The following is an 18,530-nucleotide window of genomic DNA, read 5'->3' on the forward strand; positions in this document are numbered from 1 at the left end:
ATACTATCTATGTTGAAAAAAGTAGTGTTTTTGTTTCTAATGATGTGTTTTTCCGGACTGCAAGCCCAGGAAACTAACTCGTTATACAAAACCAAAAAAATCCCCGCTACCCGAGACACTATTCATCTTGAAAATGAAAGTATCAATTCAAGTTTCTTCAAGCTGCTTGACGCCAATGAAAAACCTATTGATACCGTTTTTTATAAAATAAATTTTCAAAAAGCAATCTTGATTTTTAATGAGAATTTCACTCAACCATCGGATTCTGTAACGATTCACTATCTCAAACTTCCTGAGATTTTAACCAAAGAATATCATATTTATGATTCAAGCCGAATTGTAAGCAACGAAGCCGCTTCAGGAAATTTATATAAAATTGAAACGGATCCAGTCAAAAAAAACATCCCTTTTGACGGATTAAACACTTCCGGAAGTATCACGCGTGGAGTTACTATTGGCAACAATCAGAACACGGTATTAAATTCAAATCTGGATTTACAAATCACAGGAAAACTATCCGAGAAAGTGAGTCTCAGGGCTTCATTACAAGACAGCAATATTCCGTTGCAGGATGGAGGTTATTCTCAAAAGTTAGATCAGTTTGACAATATTTTCATGGAACTTTTTAGTGACAAATGGAATATTAGGGCCGGCGATGTCTTTCTTGAAAACAAAAAAACACAGTTCCTTAATTTCAATAAAAAAGTACAGGGACTTGCCACTAACTTCAATTTTGGAACAGAAGACAGTAAAACCAATGTTTTTGCATCAGTAGCTTTAGTGAAAGGACAATATGCCAAAAGCAATTTTGTTGGTCAGGAAGGCAATCAGGGACCTTATAAATTAAAAGGTCAAAATGGTGAATTGTATGTTCTTGTGATTTCAGGCTCAGAACGGGTTTATGTGAACGGGGTTTTATTGAAACGAGGTGAAAATAATGATTACACCATTGATTATAATGCCGGTGAAATTGTTTTTACACCGCTTTTCACTATTACTTCCGAAATGCGAATCGCTATAGAATACCAATATTCGGATCGAAATTACTCTCGATTTGTCACCTATGCCGGAGCTTCACACGAAAATGAAAAATGGAGTTTTGGAGGATATTTATACTCCGAAAGTGATTTGAAAAACCAACCTTTACAACAAAATCTTTCTCCAGAACAAGCCCGTATTTTAATCAATGCCGGTGACAACCCCGATTTGATGACGGCGCCTTCCGCTTATGCGGATTCTTATTCGGATAACAAAGTGTTGTATCGAAAAACAACTCTTAATTCGACAGCAATTTTCGAATATTCGAACAATCCAGATGACGAACTTTTCAATGTTCGGTTTAGTTTAGTGGGAACAAATAAAGGAAATTACATCTTAAAAAACTCATCGGCTAATGGTCGGATTTATGAATTTGTTCAACCAATTAATACTGTTCCCCAAGGAAATTATGAGCCGATTATACAACTAGTTTCTCCAACAAAAATTCAGGTAGCAACATTTTTAGGAAAATATAAACCCACAGAAAAAACAGCTTTTGATTATGAAATAGGATTTAGCAACAATGATAAAAATCTTTTCTCTTCAATAAATGATTCCGATAACCGTGGCTTGGCTACCAAAATAAATGCCAAACAACGCTTGTTTTCAAAAAAATGGAATGTTGATGCTTTTGCCAGTTATCAATTTATTCAGAAAAATTTTAAATCTGTGGAACGACTTTACAGTATTGAATTTGATCGCGATTGGAATTTAAGCACAGCAGCAATAGGAAATCAAAGTTTGTTGGTCTCTGGTCTACATTTCGAATTAAATCCAAAAAAAAATCCTCAGAGCAAAGGATTGCTAAACTATCAATTTGAAAAACTGGATTTCTCGGAAAGCTTTTCGGGAAGCAGACATAGTATTGACGGAGCATTTCAACTGAAAAATTGGACGATTCAAAATCATGGCAGTTTCTTAAAAAGTGATGGAATTGAATTGGCTTCTAAATTCTATAGAAACCAAACTCAAGCTCGATTTCATTTTAATAAAAACTGGATTGGGACGCATCTTAGATTAGAAGACAATCAGGAAAAGTTTAAAACTACCAATCAGTTTTCGGCTTTAAGCCAAAGATTCACTGAATATGGCTTTTTTACCGGACGAGGTGACAGCACCAAAGTTTATGTAGAATTAGGCTATTTTAAAAGAGCGAATGATAGTTTACAAAATGGATTCATACAACGTGTAAATGCATCCCAAACGTATTTCTTAAAATCGAAATTAATTCAAACAAAGAAAAGTGATTTAACCGCTTATGTGAATTATAGAGTGCTTGATTTTACTGATATAACAAAGAAAAAAGAATCCTCATTGAATTCCAGAATAGTATATTCAGATCGTTTTTTCAATCAATTAATTCAAAGCACGACTGTTTATGAAACTAATTCTGGAAGTATTCCGCAACAGGAATTCACCTATCTTGAAGTTGCGGCTGGGCAAGGTGTTTATACCTGGAATGACTACAATAGTAATGGAATTCAAGAGTTACAAGAATTTGAAATCGCTCCATTTATTGATCAGGCAAAATACATTCGGATATTCTTACCGAACCGAATTTACATAAAAACACATCAAAATAAGTTCTCACAGTCTGTAACTATAAATCCGAATCAATGGCAAAATGAACTTGGATTAAAAAAATTACTGTCCTATTTTTATAATCAAACCTCTTTTATAATTGATCGAAAAATAAAAAGTGAAGGCGATAATTTTGAATTAAATCCTTTTAGTGCCTCCAAAGAAAATGTGCTGGGACTAAATTCCAGTTTCAGAAATAGTTTGTTTTATAATCGAGGAAAACAAAAACATTCCGTAACCTATACTTATTTGCAAAATCAAACGAAAAATTTATTATCAATAGGAACTCAAGAAGCAAAAAATAGTTCACATCAACTACAATATACCAACTTATACAAGAAAAGTTGGTTGTTCAATTTTTTTGCAAAAACAATCCAAACCGCTATTGAATCTGAAAATTTTACAGAAAAAAACTATAGCATTAGCGGCTATCAATTGTCTCCAAAAATCAGCTATTTATTCTCCAAAAACACCAGTTGGGATTTATTTTATGAATTGCAAAACAAAGAAAATCAGATTGGGGTTTTAGAGAAATTAGTACAAAATCGTTTTGGAACTTCATTTTCTTATTCGAGTGATAAAAAATTCACCATGAATGGAGAGATTTCTTTTTATCAGAATAAATTCACCGGAAATGAATTCTCTTCGGTTGGTTTCCAGATGCTAGAAGGGTTACAAACGGGGCAAAATATGACTTGGAGATTATTGTTGCAAAAAAACCTGACGCAATTTTTAGATATAAATTTAAATTACCAAGGAAGAAAAAGTGAGTCCAGCCAAACCATCCACACAGGAAATATACAACTGAGAGCTTATTTTTAAGCATTTACCTCAATTATTCAGAATAAAATCATTAAATTTATTCTGAATTTTCATTTAACAATCCAAACTTTAAAACAACAACATCATGAAAAAATTAGTGTTATTCTGTTTAGTATTTATTCTATCTGGAAACTTTTATGCGCAAGAAACTGCTGCTGAAAAGAAAATTACAAAAGCAAAAACTGAGAAAGGTGTAAAAGCAAAAAAGGAAGCCCAAGAAAAAATGGCGAAAGCTAAAGCAACTAAAACTGAAACAGATGCTAAAGACAAAGCAGTTAAAGTAAAAAGCGATGCGAAATCTAAAGCAGCAAAAACTGAAACAGAAGCTAAAGAAAAAGCCACTAAAGTAAAAAGTGAAGCGAAAGCTACTAAAACAGAAAAAGACATTAAAAACAAAGTCACAGAGACCAATAAAAAAATAGAAAAGGCTAAGAAAGAAACCTCTTCTGCAAAAATAGCAACTAAAAAGGCCGCTTCAAAAGTTAAAGAAACCAATGAAAAAGCACCTAAAGTAGCAGATAAAATTACCGGAGAATACAACGGAAAAAAAGTATATACCGGTCCTAGAGGTGGAAAATATTATATTAACTCTAACGGAAACAAGACTTATATTCAAGAGTAATATTTTCCAATTCAATATAAATAGAAAGAGGCTGTTCAAAAACGAACAGCCTCTTTCTATTTAACAAATAGTAAAGTATATTTACCAGAATAAATTAATAGTTTGGTAATACGTTCGAAATATAAAAAACCACTTCAATGAGTAACTTTCAAATTTAAATAACGAACTTATATCGCCAAATGGATTTGAATACTAACAAGACTATTTTGATTGCTCCATTAAATTGGGGTCTGGGACATGCCACGCGTTGCATTCCTATTATTAAGGCTCTACAAGACAATAATTACATCCCAATAATCGCATCCGATGGTATTGCGCTTGAATTATTGCGAAAAGAATTCCCGTATTTAAAAACACTTGAATTACCCTCATACGAAATAGAATATTCCAAAAATGGTAAAAATTTCAAATGGAAATTATTACAAAATTGTCCAAAAATGATTGAAGCCATTTGGGCTGAAAAAAAATTAGTAAAGAAATGGATTAAGAAGTATTCTATTGATGGCGTACTATCTGATAATAGGCTTGGCGTATTTAGTAAAAAAGTGCCTTCGGTATTTATGACGCATCAATTGAATGTGATGACCGGGAATACCACTTGGATTACCAGTATGCTACACCAACACATTATAAAAAAATATGCCGAATGTTGGATCCCGGATTTGGAAGGAACTTCAAATTTGACAGGCAAATTAGGGCATATAAAAAAGGCTGATTTTGTGACAAGATACATTGGACCATTAAGTCGATTACACAAACGCGAGACCCAAAAAAAATATGATTTGATGGTTATTTTATCCGGGCCAGAACCGCAACGTGGCATGCTGGAAGATAAACTAAAGACAGAAGTATTGAAATATAATGGGAATGTGGTTTTTATAAAAGGGATTATAGAAAAAGACCAAATAAAGGAACAAATTGACCATGTCACCTATTATAATTTTATGAATACGAGACAACTTGAACAAACTTTTAACGAAAGTGAGACCGTATTATGCAGGTCAGGATATACAACCATTATGGACTTGGCAAAACTGGATAAAAAAGCCTTCTTCATTCCTACTCCCGGCCAATACGAACAAGAATATCTCGCAAAAAAACTAAAAAAAGAAGGACTAGTACCATATGCGGAGCAAAATGATTTTAAAATAGAAAACCTTGACGAAATTAAGTCATACAAAGGATTACCACAATTAGATACTACATTAGACTGGAAAGCATTGTTTCAGATTTTTGAATAGAATCAATAAATTCAATTTATTTTTCAATCAAAAAACACCCTAATTACATACTTTGAGAGGATGTAATTAGGGTGTTTTTATAAAAAATCTATAACTTAAAGATTATCAAGTATTGGATTAATCCTCTGATTTTTTCTCTCCAAATTTTTCGTGTTTGATGATTTTGGCATTAATCATAAAATAAACATACTCAGCAATATTTGTACAATGTTCAGAAATACGTTCCAAATGTTTTAAAACAATCACAAGATTTGTTCCTGAAACTACCGTCTTAGAATTTGACTTCATTTCATTGATGATATTATGTATCGCTTCATCACATTCATTTTTTATGGTATTGTTCAAAACGAAAATCTCCCCAATCGTACTTTCATTACGAGTCAAGAAACATTCATTCGTTTTTATAGTAATCACCTCAACATGTCTGGCTATATCCGTAATATTAAACTTAACAATTAAGTCATGTTTATCTTTAATATTCTTAGACTTTTTTATGATGCTTATCGCCAAATCACCAATTCTTTCTATCTCATTGCTAATTTGCATCGCTGACATAATAAAGCGTAAATCAGAAGCGACTGGCTGTTGCAAAGCAAAAATACTTTGGCAAATTTCATCAATCTTCACATCTAATTTATCAATCTTATTTTCTGTTTTTTTTACTTCTTTACCTTCCGCAAAAGGTTCTGAAAGTAAAGCATTCACTGATTCTCCTACTTGACCCTCAGCTAAAACACCTATTTTCTGGATAACATTTTTAAGTTTTTCTAATTCTATTTCAAAGTGTGATGCCATATTTTTTTATTTAAAATTAAAGATTTACATAAATTACTAAATTAAAACAAGACTAAAAAGCTTGTTCCAACTTGCTGTTTTTTATCCAAATCTTCCTGTGATATAATCTTCGGTTTGTTTTTGCTCTGGTTTAGTAAATATAGCATTAGTTTTACCAATTTCGATCAATTCTCCCATGTAAAAGAATGCAGTATAATCACTCGTTCTGGCTGCTTGTTGCATGTTATGGGTAACAATAATTATAGTGTACTGCTCTTTCAATTCATGAACTAACTCTTCTATCTTTGATGTAGATATTGGATCCAATGCACTTGCAGGTTCATCCATAAGGATAATATCTGGGCTTACAGCCAATGTTCTTGCAATACAAAGTCGTTGTTGTTGTCCTCCCGAAAGACCTAAAGCTGAATCTCCCAATCTGTCTTTTACTTCTTCCCAAATAGCAGCTTGTTTCAATGAAGTTTCTACTATTTCGTCCAATTGAGTTTTGTCTTTTATTCCATTAATTTTGGGGCCATAAGTAATGTTCTCATAAATGGATTTTGGAAATGGATTGGATTTTTGAAAAACCATACCGATTTTTTTTCTGATATTAACAACATCGACATCTTTATTATAAATATCAACGCCTTCCACTAGCATACTTCCCGTTATTGTAACATCTGGAATAAGGTCATTCATTCTGTTAATACATCTAAGAAAAGTAGATTTACCACAACCGGATGGTCCAATCAAAGCAGTTACTTTGTTAGCCGGAATATGCATTGAAATCTCCTTTAGTGCTTTTTTTTCTCCATAGTACAATGACAAATCATTTACTTGTATTTTTATGTCTTTCATGTCTTTTTTGTTATGTCTAAAATATAATTTATTAGGTAGATTTCAAAAATTATTTTGCTCTTCTTCTAATTCTAGATCTAATAATTACTGCAACTAAGTTTAAGGATAAAGTAAGGATTAACAACACTAATGTTGTAGCAAACTGTATTGGCATTGTTTTTTCTACATCCGAAGATTGAGTAGCCATGATATAAATATGGTACCCCAAATTCATGAATTGATCACTCAAAGAGCCTGGTAAGGTAGCCAAATAATAAGCTGCTCCTGTAAATAAAATTGGAGCCACTTCACCAGCACCTCTACTTACCGCCAGAATTGTCCCTGTCATAATACCAGAAATAGATCCCGGAAGTACCACATTTTTTATCGTTTGCCATTTTGTTGCCCCTAACGCTAAACTTGCCTCACGCAATTCACGGGGAATGGTTTTTAACGCTTCTTCTACCGAAACAATAATTACAGGTAAAGTAAGTAACGCCATGGTAAGACTTGCCCAGAGAATATTAGGTTGCCCCCAATGTAGTTCTCCCCCATTAAAAGCTTTATCAACTCCACCTCCTACAAATTGGATGAAAAATCCAAGACCAAAAAGACCAAATATTATGGAAGGTACAACGGCCAATGTTCTAACAGAAAACCGAACTGCGGCTGCAAATTTTGAATTTTCCTTGGCATATTCCGTCAAATAAATCGCTGTAATCGTCCCGAAAGGCACCGCAGCAATTGACATGACGATTACCAATATAAAGGTTCCTATTAATGCAGGAAATATTCCTCCTTCAGTCATTCCATTTGTTGGAAATGAACTGATGAATTCCCATGAAAATTTTTCACGCCCTTCATAAACAATAATTCCTAGTATAATAAAAAGAACGGCAATAATTAGAACAACCGCTAATTGAGTAATCCCAATAATAAATTTTCCTTTTATATCAGAACCCTTTTTCTTACTTGCAAAAAAAGAGTTTTCTGTTTCGTTTATAGTTGTGTCCATGATTTATTTACCTTGAAATTTTTTGATTAATTTACCTTTAACATAAAACTCTGCAACAGCATTTAATGCAAAAGAAAAAATGAAAAGCAATGACCCAATAAAAAATAGCACACTGTAATGAGTTTCTCCAAAAACAGTTTCCGCCATTTCAGCTCCAATCGTAGCAGCAAAAGTTCGTACACTTTCAAAAGGATTTGCAGACAATAAGGCCGCATTTCCAGTTGCCATAAGTGCAATCATGGTTTCTCCAAAAACTCTTCCAATACCTAAGAGTAAGGCAGCGAAGATTCCAGGTGTAGCTGCCGGTAATATCACGAAAAAAGCCGTTTGCCATTTACTCGCTCCTAATGCTAAACTTGCTTCAGTAAATGTTTTAGGTATTGCAGAAAGTGCATCTTCTGAAATGGTATAAATAATTGGTATAGCGGCTAATGCCATAGCAACTCCACCTACAAAAGCATTTAATCTTGAATCATAACCAAAAACGTCTTGGAAAAAAGTTGCCAAAACCATCAAAGCAAAAAACCCAATAACCACTGATGGAAAAGCAGCAAGCATTTCTATAATAGGTTTTATAATTTCCTTTGCTCTTTTGGATGCAAAACAAGAAGTATAAAGTGCCGCCAATACTGCTATAGGACCTGCGATAAGCATGGCTATTATCGTAACTTTTAATGTTCCTATCAACAACCCTAAAAGACCAAATCTAGGATTTTCCGAAACTGGAACCCATTCTGTTGTAAAGAAAGTATTCCATGTTTTATCAGCGCCATCATTTTCTGCCGCAACCGTTTCTGGTTTTTCTTCTGAGGATGCAATAGCAGGATCTGCTTTTACATCACCATAGGTTTCCGGTTTTAGGTCCTGCTGGGTTACTGGCTCTGAACCGTAAGTTTCTGGCTTTAAATCTTCCTGAGTTACTGGCTCTGATCCATAGGTTTCAGGCTTCAATTCCTCTGTAGGTTCACTACCATAGGATTCCGGTTTTAAATCTTCAGTAGGTGCAGCACCGTAAGATTCTGGTTTTGAACCAGAATCAGAAGTTGTTCCTATTTCCGTTTTTGCTTTATTGTCCTTACCAAAATTAAAAATCGGAAGTGATTCTTTAAAAACAAAAATGAAGATTAAAAAAATTATTGCGATGGATAAAAAAGCAACACTTGAAATAATTTTTTCGGCTAAAAACTCCGAAAGCCTGAATTGCTTTTTCAAACTTTCTTTTGTGAAACTTTGATTTCTTGGAAATTGGGAATTCATTTGATTTATTTAAGAATTCATATATTTTAAAAAAAATCCCTCTATAATTAAAGAGAGGGATATTTTTATATATTTTTATTTTAAAGGAAAATAACCAACTGATGTTATGATTTTTTGTCCTTCTGGGCTTAAAATCCAATCAATAAAGGCTTTAGTTTCGCCTGTTGGCCTAGATTTCAAATACATGTACAAGTATCTTGTAATTGGATACGTTTTGTTTTTTATAGTCTCAGCCGTTGGATAAACCCCTGGGCTTTTATCGTCTTTCTTAACTTTACAATCCTTAACACCCTCAGCATACGCAGCTCCACCGTAACCAATACTGTATTTATCTTTTTTCACAGCATTTACAATAGCAGCAGTTCCTGGTAAAGTTTGACAGCTTGGAGAAAAATCAGTTTTCACTACATTGTCTTTAAAAAATCCAAAAGTTCCTGAACTATTCTCTCTACCGTACAATTTTATCCCAGCATCTGCTCCGCCTACTTCTTTCCAGTTTGTAATTTTTCCAGAAAAAATTTGACCAATTTGTTTGATTGTAAGTTCCGAAACACCATTTGCTTTATTCAAATAAACGGACAAACCATCTTTTGCACAAGGAATCTCAACTCCTAATGTACTGTATCGTGCTTTTAATTTTTCTACTTCGGTAGCTTTGATAGGGCGACTTGAATTTGCAATATCAGTTGATCCATTTATTAAAGCTGCAAGACCTACTCCAGACCCACCACCAGTAACCTGAATAGTTGTTCCTGGATGTTTTTGCATGTACACTTCAGCCCATTTCTGAGATAAAATAACCATGGTATCAGAACCTTTAACTGTTATTTTATCCAATGAAGTAAAAGAAAATCCTACTGCCATAACAACTAATAGAATAGCTGCTAATTTAATTTTTGTTGTTTTCATTTTTATTTTTTTTATTGTATTTAAATCTAATTTATTGTATTAAAATCCTGCTTGAATTCTAATTGTAAACGTGTTATCTAATTTATCTTTTATATAATCTCCACCAACTGTGGTACTTTTTTCATTAATTGGTAAACTATATCCTGCAACAATTTTTACATTATCATCATAAAAATATTGCCAAGAAAATGACCAGTTATTATACTTTAAATCTTCTTTAATAGTCACTGCATTTCCTGCTAAATGTCTGTTTGGATCCCAACTGTCATATCGAACTGCGATTTGATTGCTTTTTCCGATGTTTTTCACCAAAGTGGCATAATATCCTGAAAAATCTCTTATACCATTAAAATTAAAACTAGGGTTACTATTAGCTACTGGCGATAGTATCGTTGATTTTTCGCCTGATATTGTTCCAGAAATATATTCTCCTTTAAGAGACATTCCACCAAGAAAATCATAGTAAACCCTCATCTCTCCACCAAACCATCTTTTTTGAAAACTATCCCCTACTTTAGCCGTGAAATTATTATTATTTGCATCGCTGAAAGTTCCAGCCTGTAAAACAGCCGTATTACCTAAATAAGTATGAGCTCCTATATCAACTCCCAATCCTTTAGATGGAAACTTGAAAGAATAAACACCTCTCATCATGACGTCTTTCTTATTATCGACATCTCTAAGATTATTTGTCAAAGAACCTTCTCCATAATTTCCGTTAAAAACTGCTAACTGAAACTTAAACGGAATCTCATATTTAGTCTCTAAATCCATTTCGATTTTTGCTCCTAAGTCTCTTTCTTGCGGATACAAAATTCCAGACATTCTACTTCTTTCTAACAATTCTCTTGAGCGAGAAGAAAACTCAACTTCATAACTCGTTCTGTTGAACTGTCCTAAAAATAACTTAAATGTCTGCAACCACTTATCATTTAACTGCACATAAGCATCTCTTAAAGTAACTTTATCAAACGCATAATCCGGTTGAATTACAAATACCGCACCAGTAACTGGCTCATAAGTCAATTTTACACGTGCTCTTCTGATAAAAAAAGTATTTGTTATTGGCACAGCAGTTGTAGATGGCCCTGGACCTATATTATCTTGATAATTATACATTTCGTATTGCGCTTGTAGGTATCCAGAAAATTTAATTTTGGTTAATTTTGCTAAATCACTGTCCATAGTCGAAAGTCTTTCTTCTAAACCTGAAAATTTCATGGAATGCTCATCAAGGGATTCTTTCAAAGATTCTACGCTTACCGTCTTAACTGAATCAATACTAGTTGTTTCTAAAGAATCAACAGGTACTGCTTTAATAGTATCACTCTTAACATCTTGTGCATTGACCAAAACTGAAGTCATAACTAAAACTGCAAATAAAATTTTTTTCATCGTTGTTATATGATTAATTTTTTTGCAAAGGTGAATCAGTTATGTTAAGCTAATGTTAACACAATATTATGTTGATGATAAATTATTGTTTCGTTAAGGTCTCCAATCCTATTTTATAGGATTTATTTATAATTATTTCCAGACTTACTGTTTTTTTAGTTTATTGATTTTAAGACTTTTACTATAAATTTGCTCCGCATCTAATTCTGGTTTTTTCAATCTGGCCTTTTCAATTGTAAAAGAGAATTCAGATCCAATTCCAAATTCACTTTCTACATATATTTTCTCTTTATGCGCTTCTATAATATGTTTTACAATTGCTAATCCTAAACCTGACCCGCCTTCTGAACGTGACCCGCTTTTGTCTACTCTATAAAAACGTTCAAAAAGCCTTGGTATATTTTGTTTTTCAATTCCTTCTCCATTATCAGTTATTCGAACCAGGACTTTTTTCTTAGTCAAATTGACAACGGCTACTTCAGTAAAACCACCTTCTCTACCATACTTTATGGAGTTTACAATTAGATTCTCAACAACTTGTTGAATCTTGTCTTTATCTCCATGCACGATAATAGGCTGTATGTGATAATTTTCGAAAGCTAAGGTGATTTTCTTTTTATCGGCTTTCATTTCCAATAGGTCGAAAACATTTTGTATCAATTCTACAATGTCAAATTCAGAAAACTCCAGATTTAAATCACCCGATTCTAACTTTGTAATCATATCTAAATCTTCGACGATATATATTAATCGTTCTACACCTTTCTCGGCACGTTTTAAATACTTCTTCCTGATGTTTTTATCATCCATCGCTCCGTCCAGCAAAGTCGAAATGTAACCTTGAACTGTAAATAAAGGTGTTTTAAGTTCATGTGAAACATTGCCAAGAAATTCTCTTCGATATTCTTCCCGAATCTGCAGCATTTCAATTTCCAGTTTTTTATCGGTGGCAAACTTCTTGACTTCTCGCGTCAAGGTTTCCATATCAGTAGTAATGGGCTGATTTATAAAAGTACTGGATTCCAACAGCGAAACGTCATCGTATATTTTTTTTACACGTCTGTAAATAAATCGTTCAACTCGATATTGTAAAACAATAAAAGAAAACAAATAAATAATTAAGAGACAAACGATTCCAAAAAACAGCAAATTATTTACTTTGGAACCAAAGAATAATAACACCATTAGCATGACGAATCCAGTAGCAAAAAGGCTAATGAATAAAGCAGATTTTATGGCGAACTTATAGGTTTTCTTAAAATTTATTTTCATCGATTTCACACCTCGCTTTTAAAGCGATTTGAATTTTGCAATTTGTTATTCTTATAAAAAAGTGGGTGTAATTACACTTCAAATTTATACCCTACTCCTTTAATGGTTTTGAATAAATCTTCACCAATTTTTTCTCTTAATTTTCTAATATGAACATCTATGGTTCTTCCGCCAACTACGACTTCATTTCCCCAGACTTTATCTAAAATCTCATCGCGTTTGAATACTTTTCCAGGCTTAGAAGCCAATAAGTAAAACAATTCAAATTCTTTTCGAGGCAAGGCAATCTCCACATTGTCTTTTCTTATTTTATATTCTTCCCGATTGATTTCGATTCCTCCTACGTTGAGTGTTTCGCTATTTTGTTCTTGCTCTTTCAAGCGTCTTAACAATGCTTTTACTTTACTGACTAATAGTTTTGGCTTGATGGGCTTTGTAATATAATCATCGGCACCCGCATCAAAACCGGCCACTTGAGAATAATCTTCACTTCTTGCTGTCAGGAAAGTAATAATTACATTATTTAGTTCTGGTATTTTTCTAATATTTTCACACGCTTCCATTCCATCCATCTCCGGCATCATTACATCCATGATAATAAGATCCGGCAATTCTTTTTTGGCTTTTATAATAGCTTCTTTTCCGTTTGCTGCGGTAAATATTTGATATCCTTCCTGAGTAAGATTATACCCTACAATTTCCAAAATATCCGGCTCATCATCAACTAGTAAAATCTTTGTGTTTCTTTTTTTCATAATAGAAAAATTATATTAATCTGATGGAATTTACGCCTGAAATGCTCAGTGATTTTCAATTCCGATTGTAAATATAACAATAAAAGAACCGTTTAAAAATCACATTAACCGTAATTTAATATGTTAACGATTTATTAATATTCACGAAACTAAATGGTAATAATCAAGTAACTTTTACTTTACAAAACGGGCATTACTTTGCATAAAAATAAAACAAACAAAAATGAAATTTAGAATATTGTTTATAGTATTGTTAATTACAACTTTTTCTTTTTCACAGAATAAAGGTACCGTTTCTGGAATCCTGACTGATAGAGATGCGAACAATCAATCCTTGCCTTTTGCTAATGTACTTATAAAAGGGACCACTATAGGAACCAATACTGATATTGACGGGAAATATACTATCGCTATGGCGCCTGGGAATTATACGGTACAATTCAGTTTCGTAGGTTATGAATCTGTAGAAATTCCTGTAACTGTAGTAGCTAATGAGACTGTAAATCTAAATCAAGCGATTGGTTCAGGAAGTTACAAACTGGAAGATGTTGTTATAAAAAACACGGCAAGCAGAGAAAAAGAAACGGTATTATTACTTGACCAAAAGAAAGCAGTTGTAATAAAACAAAGTATTGGCGCACAAGAAATGGCTCGTAAAGGAGTTAGCGATGTAGAGGAAGGACTTACTAAAATAACCGGAATTACAAAAGTAGGCTCAAGAGGTTTATTTGTACGCGGACTGGAAGATCGATACAACAATTTATTGATAAACGATCTTGCTGCTCCTACTAATAATCCTTTCAAAAAAATCATCCCGTTAGACTTATTTTCTACTGACATTGTAGGGGTTATTGAAGTATACAAAACGTTTAACCCAAACATTTATGGAGATTTTGCCGGAGGTACTTTTAATATACAAACTTCTAAAGGCTCGAAAAGTGTAACCAAATTGAATGTTGGAGTTGGCTATACTGTAAACAACAATTTAGAACAGTTTTTAATTTCTAAAGACGCTAATTCTACCAAAGGATTATTTGGCTTGACCGGAAACGATAGAAAACTTCCAGGATTACTTGGAAATACACCTTCAAGTTACACGCTTACTGCAGATGAATCTTTGAGATCTTTTAAAAGTGGATTTGATGTTTCAAAAATAAACAGTCCTTTGAATTCAAGCATTGGTTTTCTTCATTCCGAAAAATTTAACCTGAAAGATGACAAGACTTTTTCTTATTTACTTTCGATTAATTTTGACAATAATTATTCGATTAGAAACGGGGTGGAAAGAACTTTTACTAACAATCCTTCTGGCTTCACTTATAGAAATGACTTCGAAAATACAGAATACCGATATAAAACATCACTGTCTTCTTTAGTAGGATTAAACTATACTACAGATAGACTGAAACTTTCTTACAATACCCTTTTCATCAGAACTACAGAAAATTTGGTTAAAGACCAATTTGGAGTAGCGGATTCAAACTCAAGTAACAATAACACTTTAATTAGAACCAATCAATTAGACGAATCTAATTATTTAAACAACCAGTTATTGGGTGAATATGCATTGAATGAAGATAAAACTCAAAATGTAAAAGCAGCAGTTTCGTATGCGATTACTAAGTATGCGCAACCGGACAGAAAATTCTTTTCAGGAACAAGATCAGGAACAGACGATATTTTAGTTTCTGTTGCCGGAAATAACTTTATCAAACAGTATTTGGATATTTCTGGTGATTCTTATTTCTCAGGATTAGGAGAATACACGTTGAAATTTGGTAAAACTGAAAAAAATAATATTTTCACGGCTGGATACAATGGAAACATGTCTGATATGACCTCATCCTATCGTTTTATTACACCGGTAAATAATAGCGCCCCAAACAGTTTTACAGCACCGTTAAATTCATTGGATACGCAACTAAATGGTTATTTAGCTTCAAATGCTATTAGTTTTAGAGAAAGCTCAAATGCAACATATCAGGCAAAATTAAAGGAAACTGCCAATGCAGGTTATGCTAACTTGCTTTACAAGCTTGGAGAAAAATGGGAATTAAATGGTGGAATTCGTTTAGAAAGCACCATGAGAGAAACAAAGTACAGAACTCAAGGTTCTTTCTCAGACCCATTTAAAACTTTAAAATATGACAACTTGTATGTTTTACCCGCTTTAAATGTGAAATATGGCTTGAATGAAAATTCGAATCTGCGTTTTGCTACTGGAAAAACATATACAAGACCGGTAGTAATGGAATCTTATCCTATCGAGTACATCAATGCTGATGGAACTTCGACAAAAGGAAATCCATTTTTAAAAAATAGCAGCAACTACAATGTTGATTTAAAATATGAATTATTCCCAACATCAAAAGAAGTTTTAGTACTTGGATTGTTCGGTAAAAAAATAGATCAGCCTATTGAAAGAACATTCATCTCTAATGCTGCGAACTCAACTATCACAACTTATTTAAATTCAGACAATGCAGTTTTATATGGAGCAGAAATTGAACTTCTATTCGATTTTGCAAGAATTGACAAAAGTTTAACTGATTTCTCTTTTGGGTTCAACACTTCTTTAATGCATACGAAAGTAGACGTGAAGCCAACCACTACTGATAGTGACGGTAATATAACAACATCAATCGAAACCTTTAAAAATAGAGAACTACAAGGAGCTTCAAAATGGCTAATCAACTCTGATTTAAAATACCAATTTGACTTAAGCGAATCTTGGAGCAACACGGTTTCATTAGTTTATTCTGTATTTGGAAAAAGAATTTATGCTGTTGGAACAGGGGGATTAGACCATATTTATGAACTGCCGGTGCAACAGTTGGATTTCATTTGGAGCAGCAAATTATCAGATCATTTTGATTTAAAATTCAGTGCTGACAATCTACTTGATCCAATACGTAAATCCGAACAAGGAAATAGCGGGACTTCAATTATAGTTGAAAATTCAACTATAACAAACAGTTATAAAAAAGGAAGAGGATTCTCTATAAACTTAGGATACACTTTTTAACACATACCCTATTTAATACCAAAAGCTCTAATTTATTTAGGGCTTTTTTTATACTTAAAACTCACCTAACACCCTTAACATTCGCTTCACATTTTGGTGGTTTTTTAGTAACCGTATTGTAATATTCAGCTAACACCCCTTATGAAGTTATCCTATAATTTTGACAAAAATAAAAAAACAATAAATAATACAATAAACTATGAAAACTAAATTTTTTGCTTTAGCACTTGCTACAGGGTTATTTCTAAATTCTTGCTCAAGTAGTGACAGTCCAATTCCTGTTACACCACCGGCAACAGGCGAAATCACAGGTACAATAACTGCAAATAAAACTTTTGCATACGGAAATTATACTTTAAAAGGTATTGTTAAAGTTGCTTCAGGAGTAACAGTAACTTTCGATGCAGGTTCTACAATTACAGCAAACAAAACTACAGGAGACAACGCATTTGTTGTTTTAAACGGAGGAAAATTAAACATTAACGGTACAGCTGACAAACCAGTTGTATTTACAGAAGCATCTGCAACTCCAGGTTCTTGGGGAGGAATTATCATCTATGGTGATGCTCCAATTAAAGCAATTGGTGGTGTAACTACTTCTACTTCTGAAGATGGAAATGCATTACCTTACGGAGGAACAAATGCTGCTCACAACGGAGGTTCATTAAACTATGCAAGAGTTGAATATGCTGGAGCAAAATTAGCTGATGGAACAAAAGAAAATAATGGATTTACATTCTATTCAGTGGGTTCAGGAACAACATTAGACCACTTAGTTTCTTACAAAGGTGCTGATGATGGATATGAATTTTTTGGAGGAACTGTAAGTATGACAAACGCTATTTCTTATGGTAACTATGATGACGCTTTTGACTGGCAAGATGGATGGCAAGGTCAAAACAACTCTAACTGGTATGCTTACCAAACGGGTAAAGGAAATTACGGAATGGAAATTGAATGTTCTAACAATAACAATGCATTCTGGCCAAAAGTTATTAATATCACATTAAAAAGAGAAGCAGGATGTGTACCAGAAGTTGCTGGTGATGTTCAAGTTGATGCTTTCCAATTCAAAAAAGAAGGAAATGGAGATTACAGTAACATCATTATCTCAGGATACGGAGACTATACTGAAGGGACAACTGTTTACAAAGGTGCAGCAGTAAAAATTCAAGATGCTACGACAAACACTAATCAAGTTAATGGATCAAAAATAAAATTAACTAATGTGACCATCTCTTCAACTTCACAGATTGTACCTGTAGGAGCAACTTCAAGTATTGTAGTTAATTTCCCAGTTGGAAATTTTGCAACAACTACAACTGCTACCGGTGCTTCATTAACTGCTGGTGCATGGGCAACTGTTGGTGGTACTAGCTTAATTAAATAGTTTTTAGTTAAAAAAAACAAAAATAGCATCAAAACGCCTCTTTTTATAAGAGGCGTTTTTTTTTGTGGTACAATATTTGAAATATTTTTTATATATTTACATAACAAACTGAAATCATGGCGAAAAACTACTTTTATATGACTATCTTATTGGTTTTTTTCTTTTCTGTGAGCCTTTCCGCTCAGGAAAACAAACAACAGCCAAGAACACAAGAAACTGCTTCGATAGAAGGCTTAAGCTTGTACCCGAACCCCGTGAGTAATGGCAAAGTTTACATTACTTCAAAAAATGACTTAGATAAAGAAATAATTATCTTTGATGTTTTAGGAAAAAAAGTACTCCAAACAACGCTGAGTTCAAGAGAACTAAATGTTTCAAATCTTACTTCAGGTGTTTATATCATTAAAATCAATGAAAATGATGCATCTGCTACAAGAAAATTAATTGTTCGATAAATAATCTATAACTGACAAATTCAAAGAGGCTGTCCGAAAAGTAATTTTCGGGCAGTTTTTTTTGTTTATTACTTTGATTCTTCGTATTTTTAAGTACCAAAATCAGCGATTATGCAGCCAGTTTTTAAACCTCATTCGG

14 protein-coding genes are annotated in these 18,530 nt (G+C 33.2%); 6 read left to right on the plus strand and 8 right to left on the minus strand.

Annotation, left to right across the window (positions count from 1 at the left end; translation table 11 throughout):
• Positions 1-9 precede the first annotated feature (9 nt).
• The 3 genes from ACM55I_RS12295 (at position 10) to ACM55I_RS12305 (ending at position 5,304) form a co-directional block, all read left to right on the plus strand.
• On the plus strand, positions 10-3,441 hold the full coding sequence (locus ACM55I_RS12295; protein ID WP_416847101.1) for a hypothetical protein: 3,432 nt from the start codon (positions 10-12) through the stop codon (positions 3,439-3,441).
• 85 nt (positions 3,442-3,526) lie between these two features.
• On the plus strand, positions 3,527-4,063 hold the full coding sequence (locus tag ACM55I_RS12300) for a hypothetical protein (protein WP_416847102.1): 537 nt from the start codon (positions 3,527-3,529) through the stop codon (positions 4,061-4,063).
• A 179-nt stretch (positions 4,064-4,242) separates the two neighbouring features.
• Positions 4,243-5,304, plus strand: coding sequence for a glycosyltransferase (locus ACM55I_RS12305; RefSeq protein ID WP_416847103.1), 1,062 nt, complete (start codon positions 4,243-4,245; stop codon positions 5,302-5,304).
• Positions 5,305-5,421: 117 nt separating this feature from the next.
• Here the strand turns inward: ACM55I_RS12305 and phoU are convergent, their stop codons facing one another.
• From phoU to ACM55I_RS12345, 8 genes are all read right to left on the minus strand, one after another.
• Positions 5,422-6,099 carry a phosphate signaling complex protein PhoU gene (phoU, locus tag ACM55I_RS12310; protein WP_416847104.1) on the minus strand — a complete coding sequence of 226 codons (678 nt, stop codon included), beginning with the start codon at positions 6,097-6,099 and terminating at the stop codon, positions 5,422-5,424.
• Positions 6,100-6,180: 81 nt separating this feature from the next.
• A complete protein-coding gene (pstB, locus tag ACM55I_RS12315) occupies positions 6,181-6,939 on the minus strand; it encodes a phosphate ABC transporter ATP-binding protein PstB (protein WP_416847105.1) in 759 nt (252 codons plus the stop codon).
• Between the two features lie 49 nt (positions 6,940-6,988).
• Positions 6,989-7,933 carry a phosphate ABC transporter permease PstA gene (gene pstA / locus ACM55I_RS12320; protein WP_416847106.1) on the minus strand — a complete coding sequence of 315 codons (945 nt, stop codon included), beginning with the start codon at positions 7,931-7,933 and terminating at the stop codon, positions 6,989-6,991.
• 3 nt (positions 7,934-7,936) lie between these two features.
• On the minus strand, positions 7,937-9,190 hold the full coding sequence (gene pstC / locus ACM55I_RS12325; RefSeq protein ID WP_416847107.1) for a phosphate ABC transporter permease subunit PstC: 1,254 nt from the start codon (positions 9,188-9,190) through the stop codon (positions 7,937-7,939).
• A 75-nt stretch (positions 9,191-9,265) separates the two neighbouring features.
• Positions 9,266-10,099 carry a phosphate ABC transporter substrate-binding protein gene (locus ACM55I_RS12330; RefSeq protein ID WP_416835903.1) on the minus strand — a complete coding sequence of 278 codons (834 nt, stop codon included), beginning with the start codon at positions 10,097-10,099 and terminating at the stop codon, positions 9,266-9,268.
• A 39-nt stretch (positions 10,100-10,138) separates the two neighbouring features.
• Positions 10,139-11,494, minus strand: coding sequence for a porin family protein (locus ACM55I_RS12335; RefSeq protein ID WP_416847108.1), 1,356 nt, complete (start codon positions 11,492-11,494; stop codon positions 10,139-10,141).
• A 144-nt stretch (positions 11,495-11,638) separates the two neighbouring features.
• On the minus strand, positions 11,639-12,766 hold the full coding sequence (locus ACM55I_RS12340; RefSeq protein ID WP_416847109.1) for an ATP-binding protein: 1,128 nt from the start codon (positions 12,764-12,766) through the stop codon (positions 11,639-11,641).
• Positions 12,767-12,837: 71 nt separating this feature from the next.
• Entirely contained in the window at positions 12,838-13,521 is a 684-nt protein-coding gene (locus tag ACM55I_RS12345) for a response regulator transcription factor (protein ID WP_035669540.1), read from the minus strand.
• 223 nt (positions 13,522-13,744) lie between these two features.
• Between ACM55I_RS12345 and ACM55I_RS12350 the strand changes: the two genes are divergently transcribed.
• The 3 genes from ACM55I_RS12350 (at position 13,745) to ACM55I_RS12360 (ending at position 18,391) form a co-directional block, all read left to right on the plus strand.
• Positions 13,745-16,546 (plus strand): TonB-dependent receptor, encoded by a 2,802-nt coding sequence (locus tag ACM55I_RS12350; protein ID WP_416847111.1) that lies wholly within the window; start codon positions 13,745-13,747, stop codon positions 16,544-16,546.
• Positions 16,547-16,745: 199 nt separating this feature from the next.
• The gene (locus ACM55I_RS12355) at positions 16,746-17,936 is read left to right on the plus strand and encodes a hypothetical protein (RefSeq protein ID WP_416847112.1); all 1,191 of its coding nucleotides are present in this window, start codon (positions 16,746-16,748) and stop codon (positions 17,934-17,936) included.
• Between the two features lie 116 nt (positions 17,937-18,052).
• On the plus strand, positions 18,053-18,391 hold the full coding sequence (locus ACM55I_RS12360; RefSeq protein ID WP_416847113.1) for a T9SS type A sorting domain-containing protein: 339 nt from the start codon (positions 18,053-18,055) through the stop codon (positions 18,389-18,391).
• Positions 18,392-18,530: the final 139 nt, after the last annotated feature.

Source organism: Flavobacterium algoris, from assembly GCF_048158525.1.
GTDB lineage: Bacteria > Bacteroidota > Bacteroidia > Flavobacteriales > Flavobacteriaceae > Flavobacterium > Flavobacterium algoris.

Coding starts and splice junctions, on each gene's coding strand:
- ACM55I_RS12330 (WP_416835903.1), bottom strand. CDS start 10,099: ATGAAAACAACAAAAATTAAATTAGCAGCTATTCTATTAGTTGTTATG.
- ACM55I_RS12340 (WP_416847109.1), bottom strand. CDS start 12,766: ATGAAAATAAATTTTAAGAAAACCTATAAGTTCGCCATAAAATCTGCT.
- pstC (WP_416847107.1), bottom strand. CDS start 9,190: ATGAATTCCCAATTTCCAAGAAATCAAAGTTTCACAAAAGAAAGTTTG.
- ACM55I_RS12350 (WP_416847111.1), top strand. CDS start 13,745: ATGAAATTTAGAATATTGTTTATAGTATTGTTAATTACAACTTTTTCT.
- ACM55I_RS12305 (WP_416847103.1), top strand. CDS start 4,243: ATGGATTTGAATACTAACAAGACTATTTTGATTGCTCCATTAAATTGG.
- pstB (WP_416847105.1), bottom strand. CDS start 6,939: ATGAAAGACATAAAAATACAAGTAAATGATTTGTCATTGTACTATGGA.
- ACM55I_RS12345 (WP_035669540.1), bottom strand. CDS start 13,521: ATGAAAAAAAGAAACACAAAGATTTTACTAGTTGATGATGAGCCGGAT.
- ACM55I_RS12295 (WP_416847101.1), top strand. CDS start 10: ATGTTGAAAAAAGTAGTGTTTTTGTTTCTAATGATGTGTTTTTCCGGA.
- ACM55I_RS12335 (WP_416847108.1), bottom strand. CDS start 11,494: ATGAAAAAAATTTTATTTGCAGTTTTAGTTATGACTTCAGTTTTGGTC.
- ACM55I_RS12300 (WP_416847102.1), top strand. CDS start 3,527: ATGAAAAAATTAGTGTTATTCTGTTTAGTATTTATTCTATCTGGAAAC.
- phoU (WP_416847104.1), bottom strand. CDS start 6,099: ATGGCATCACACTTTGAAATAGAATTAGAAAAACTTAAAAATGTTATC.
- ACM55I_RS12355 (WP_416847112.1), top strand. CDS start 16,746: ATGAAAACTAAATTTTTTGCTTTAGCACTTGCTACAGGGTTATTTCTA.
- pstA (WP_416847106.1), bottom strand. CDS start 7,933: ATGGACACAACTATAAACGAAACAGAAAACTCTTTTTTTGCAAGTAAG.
- ACM55I_RS12360 (WP_416847113.1), top strand. CDS start 18,053: ATGGCGAAAAACTACTTTTATATGACTATCTTATTGGTTTTTTTCTTT.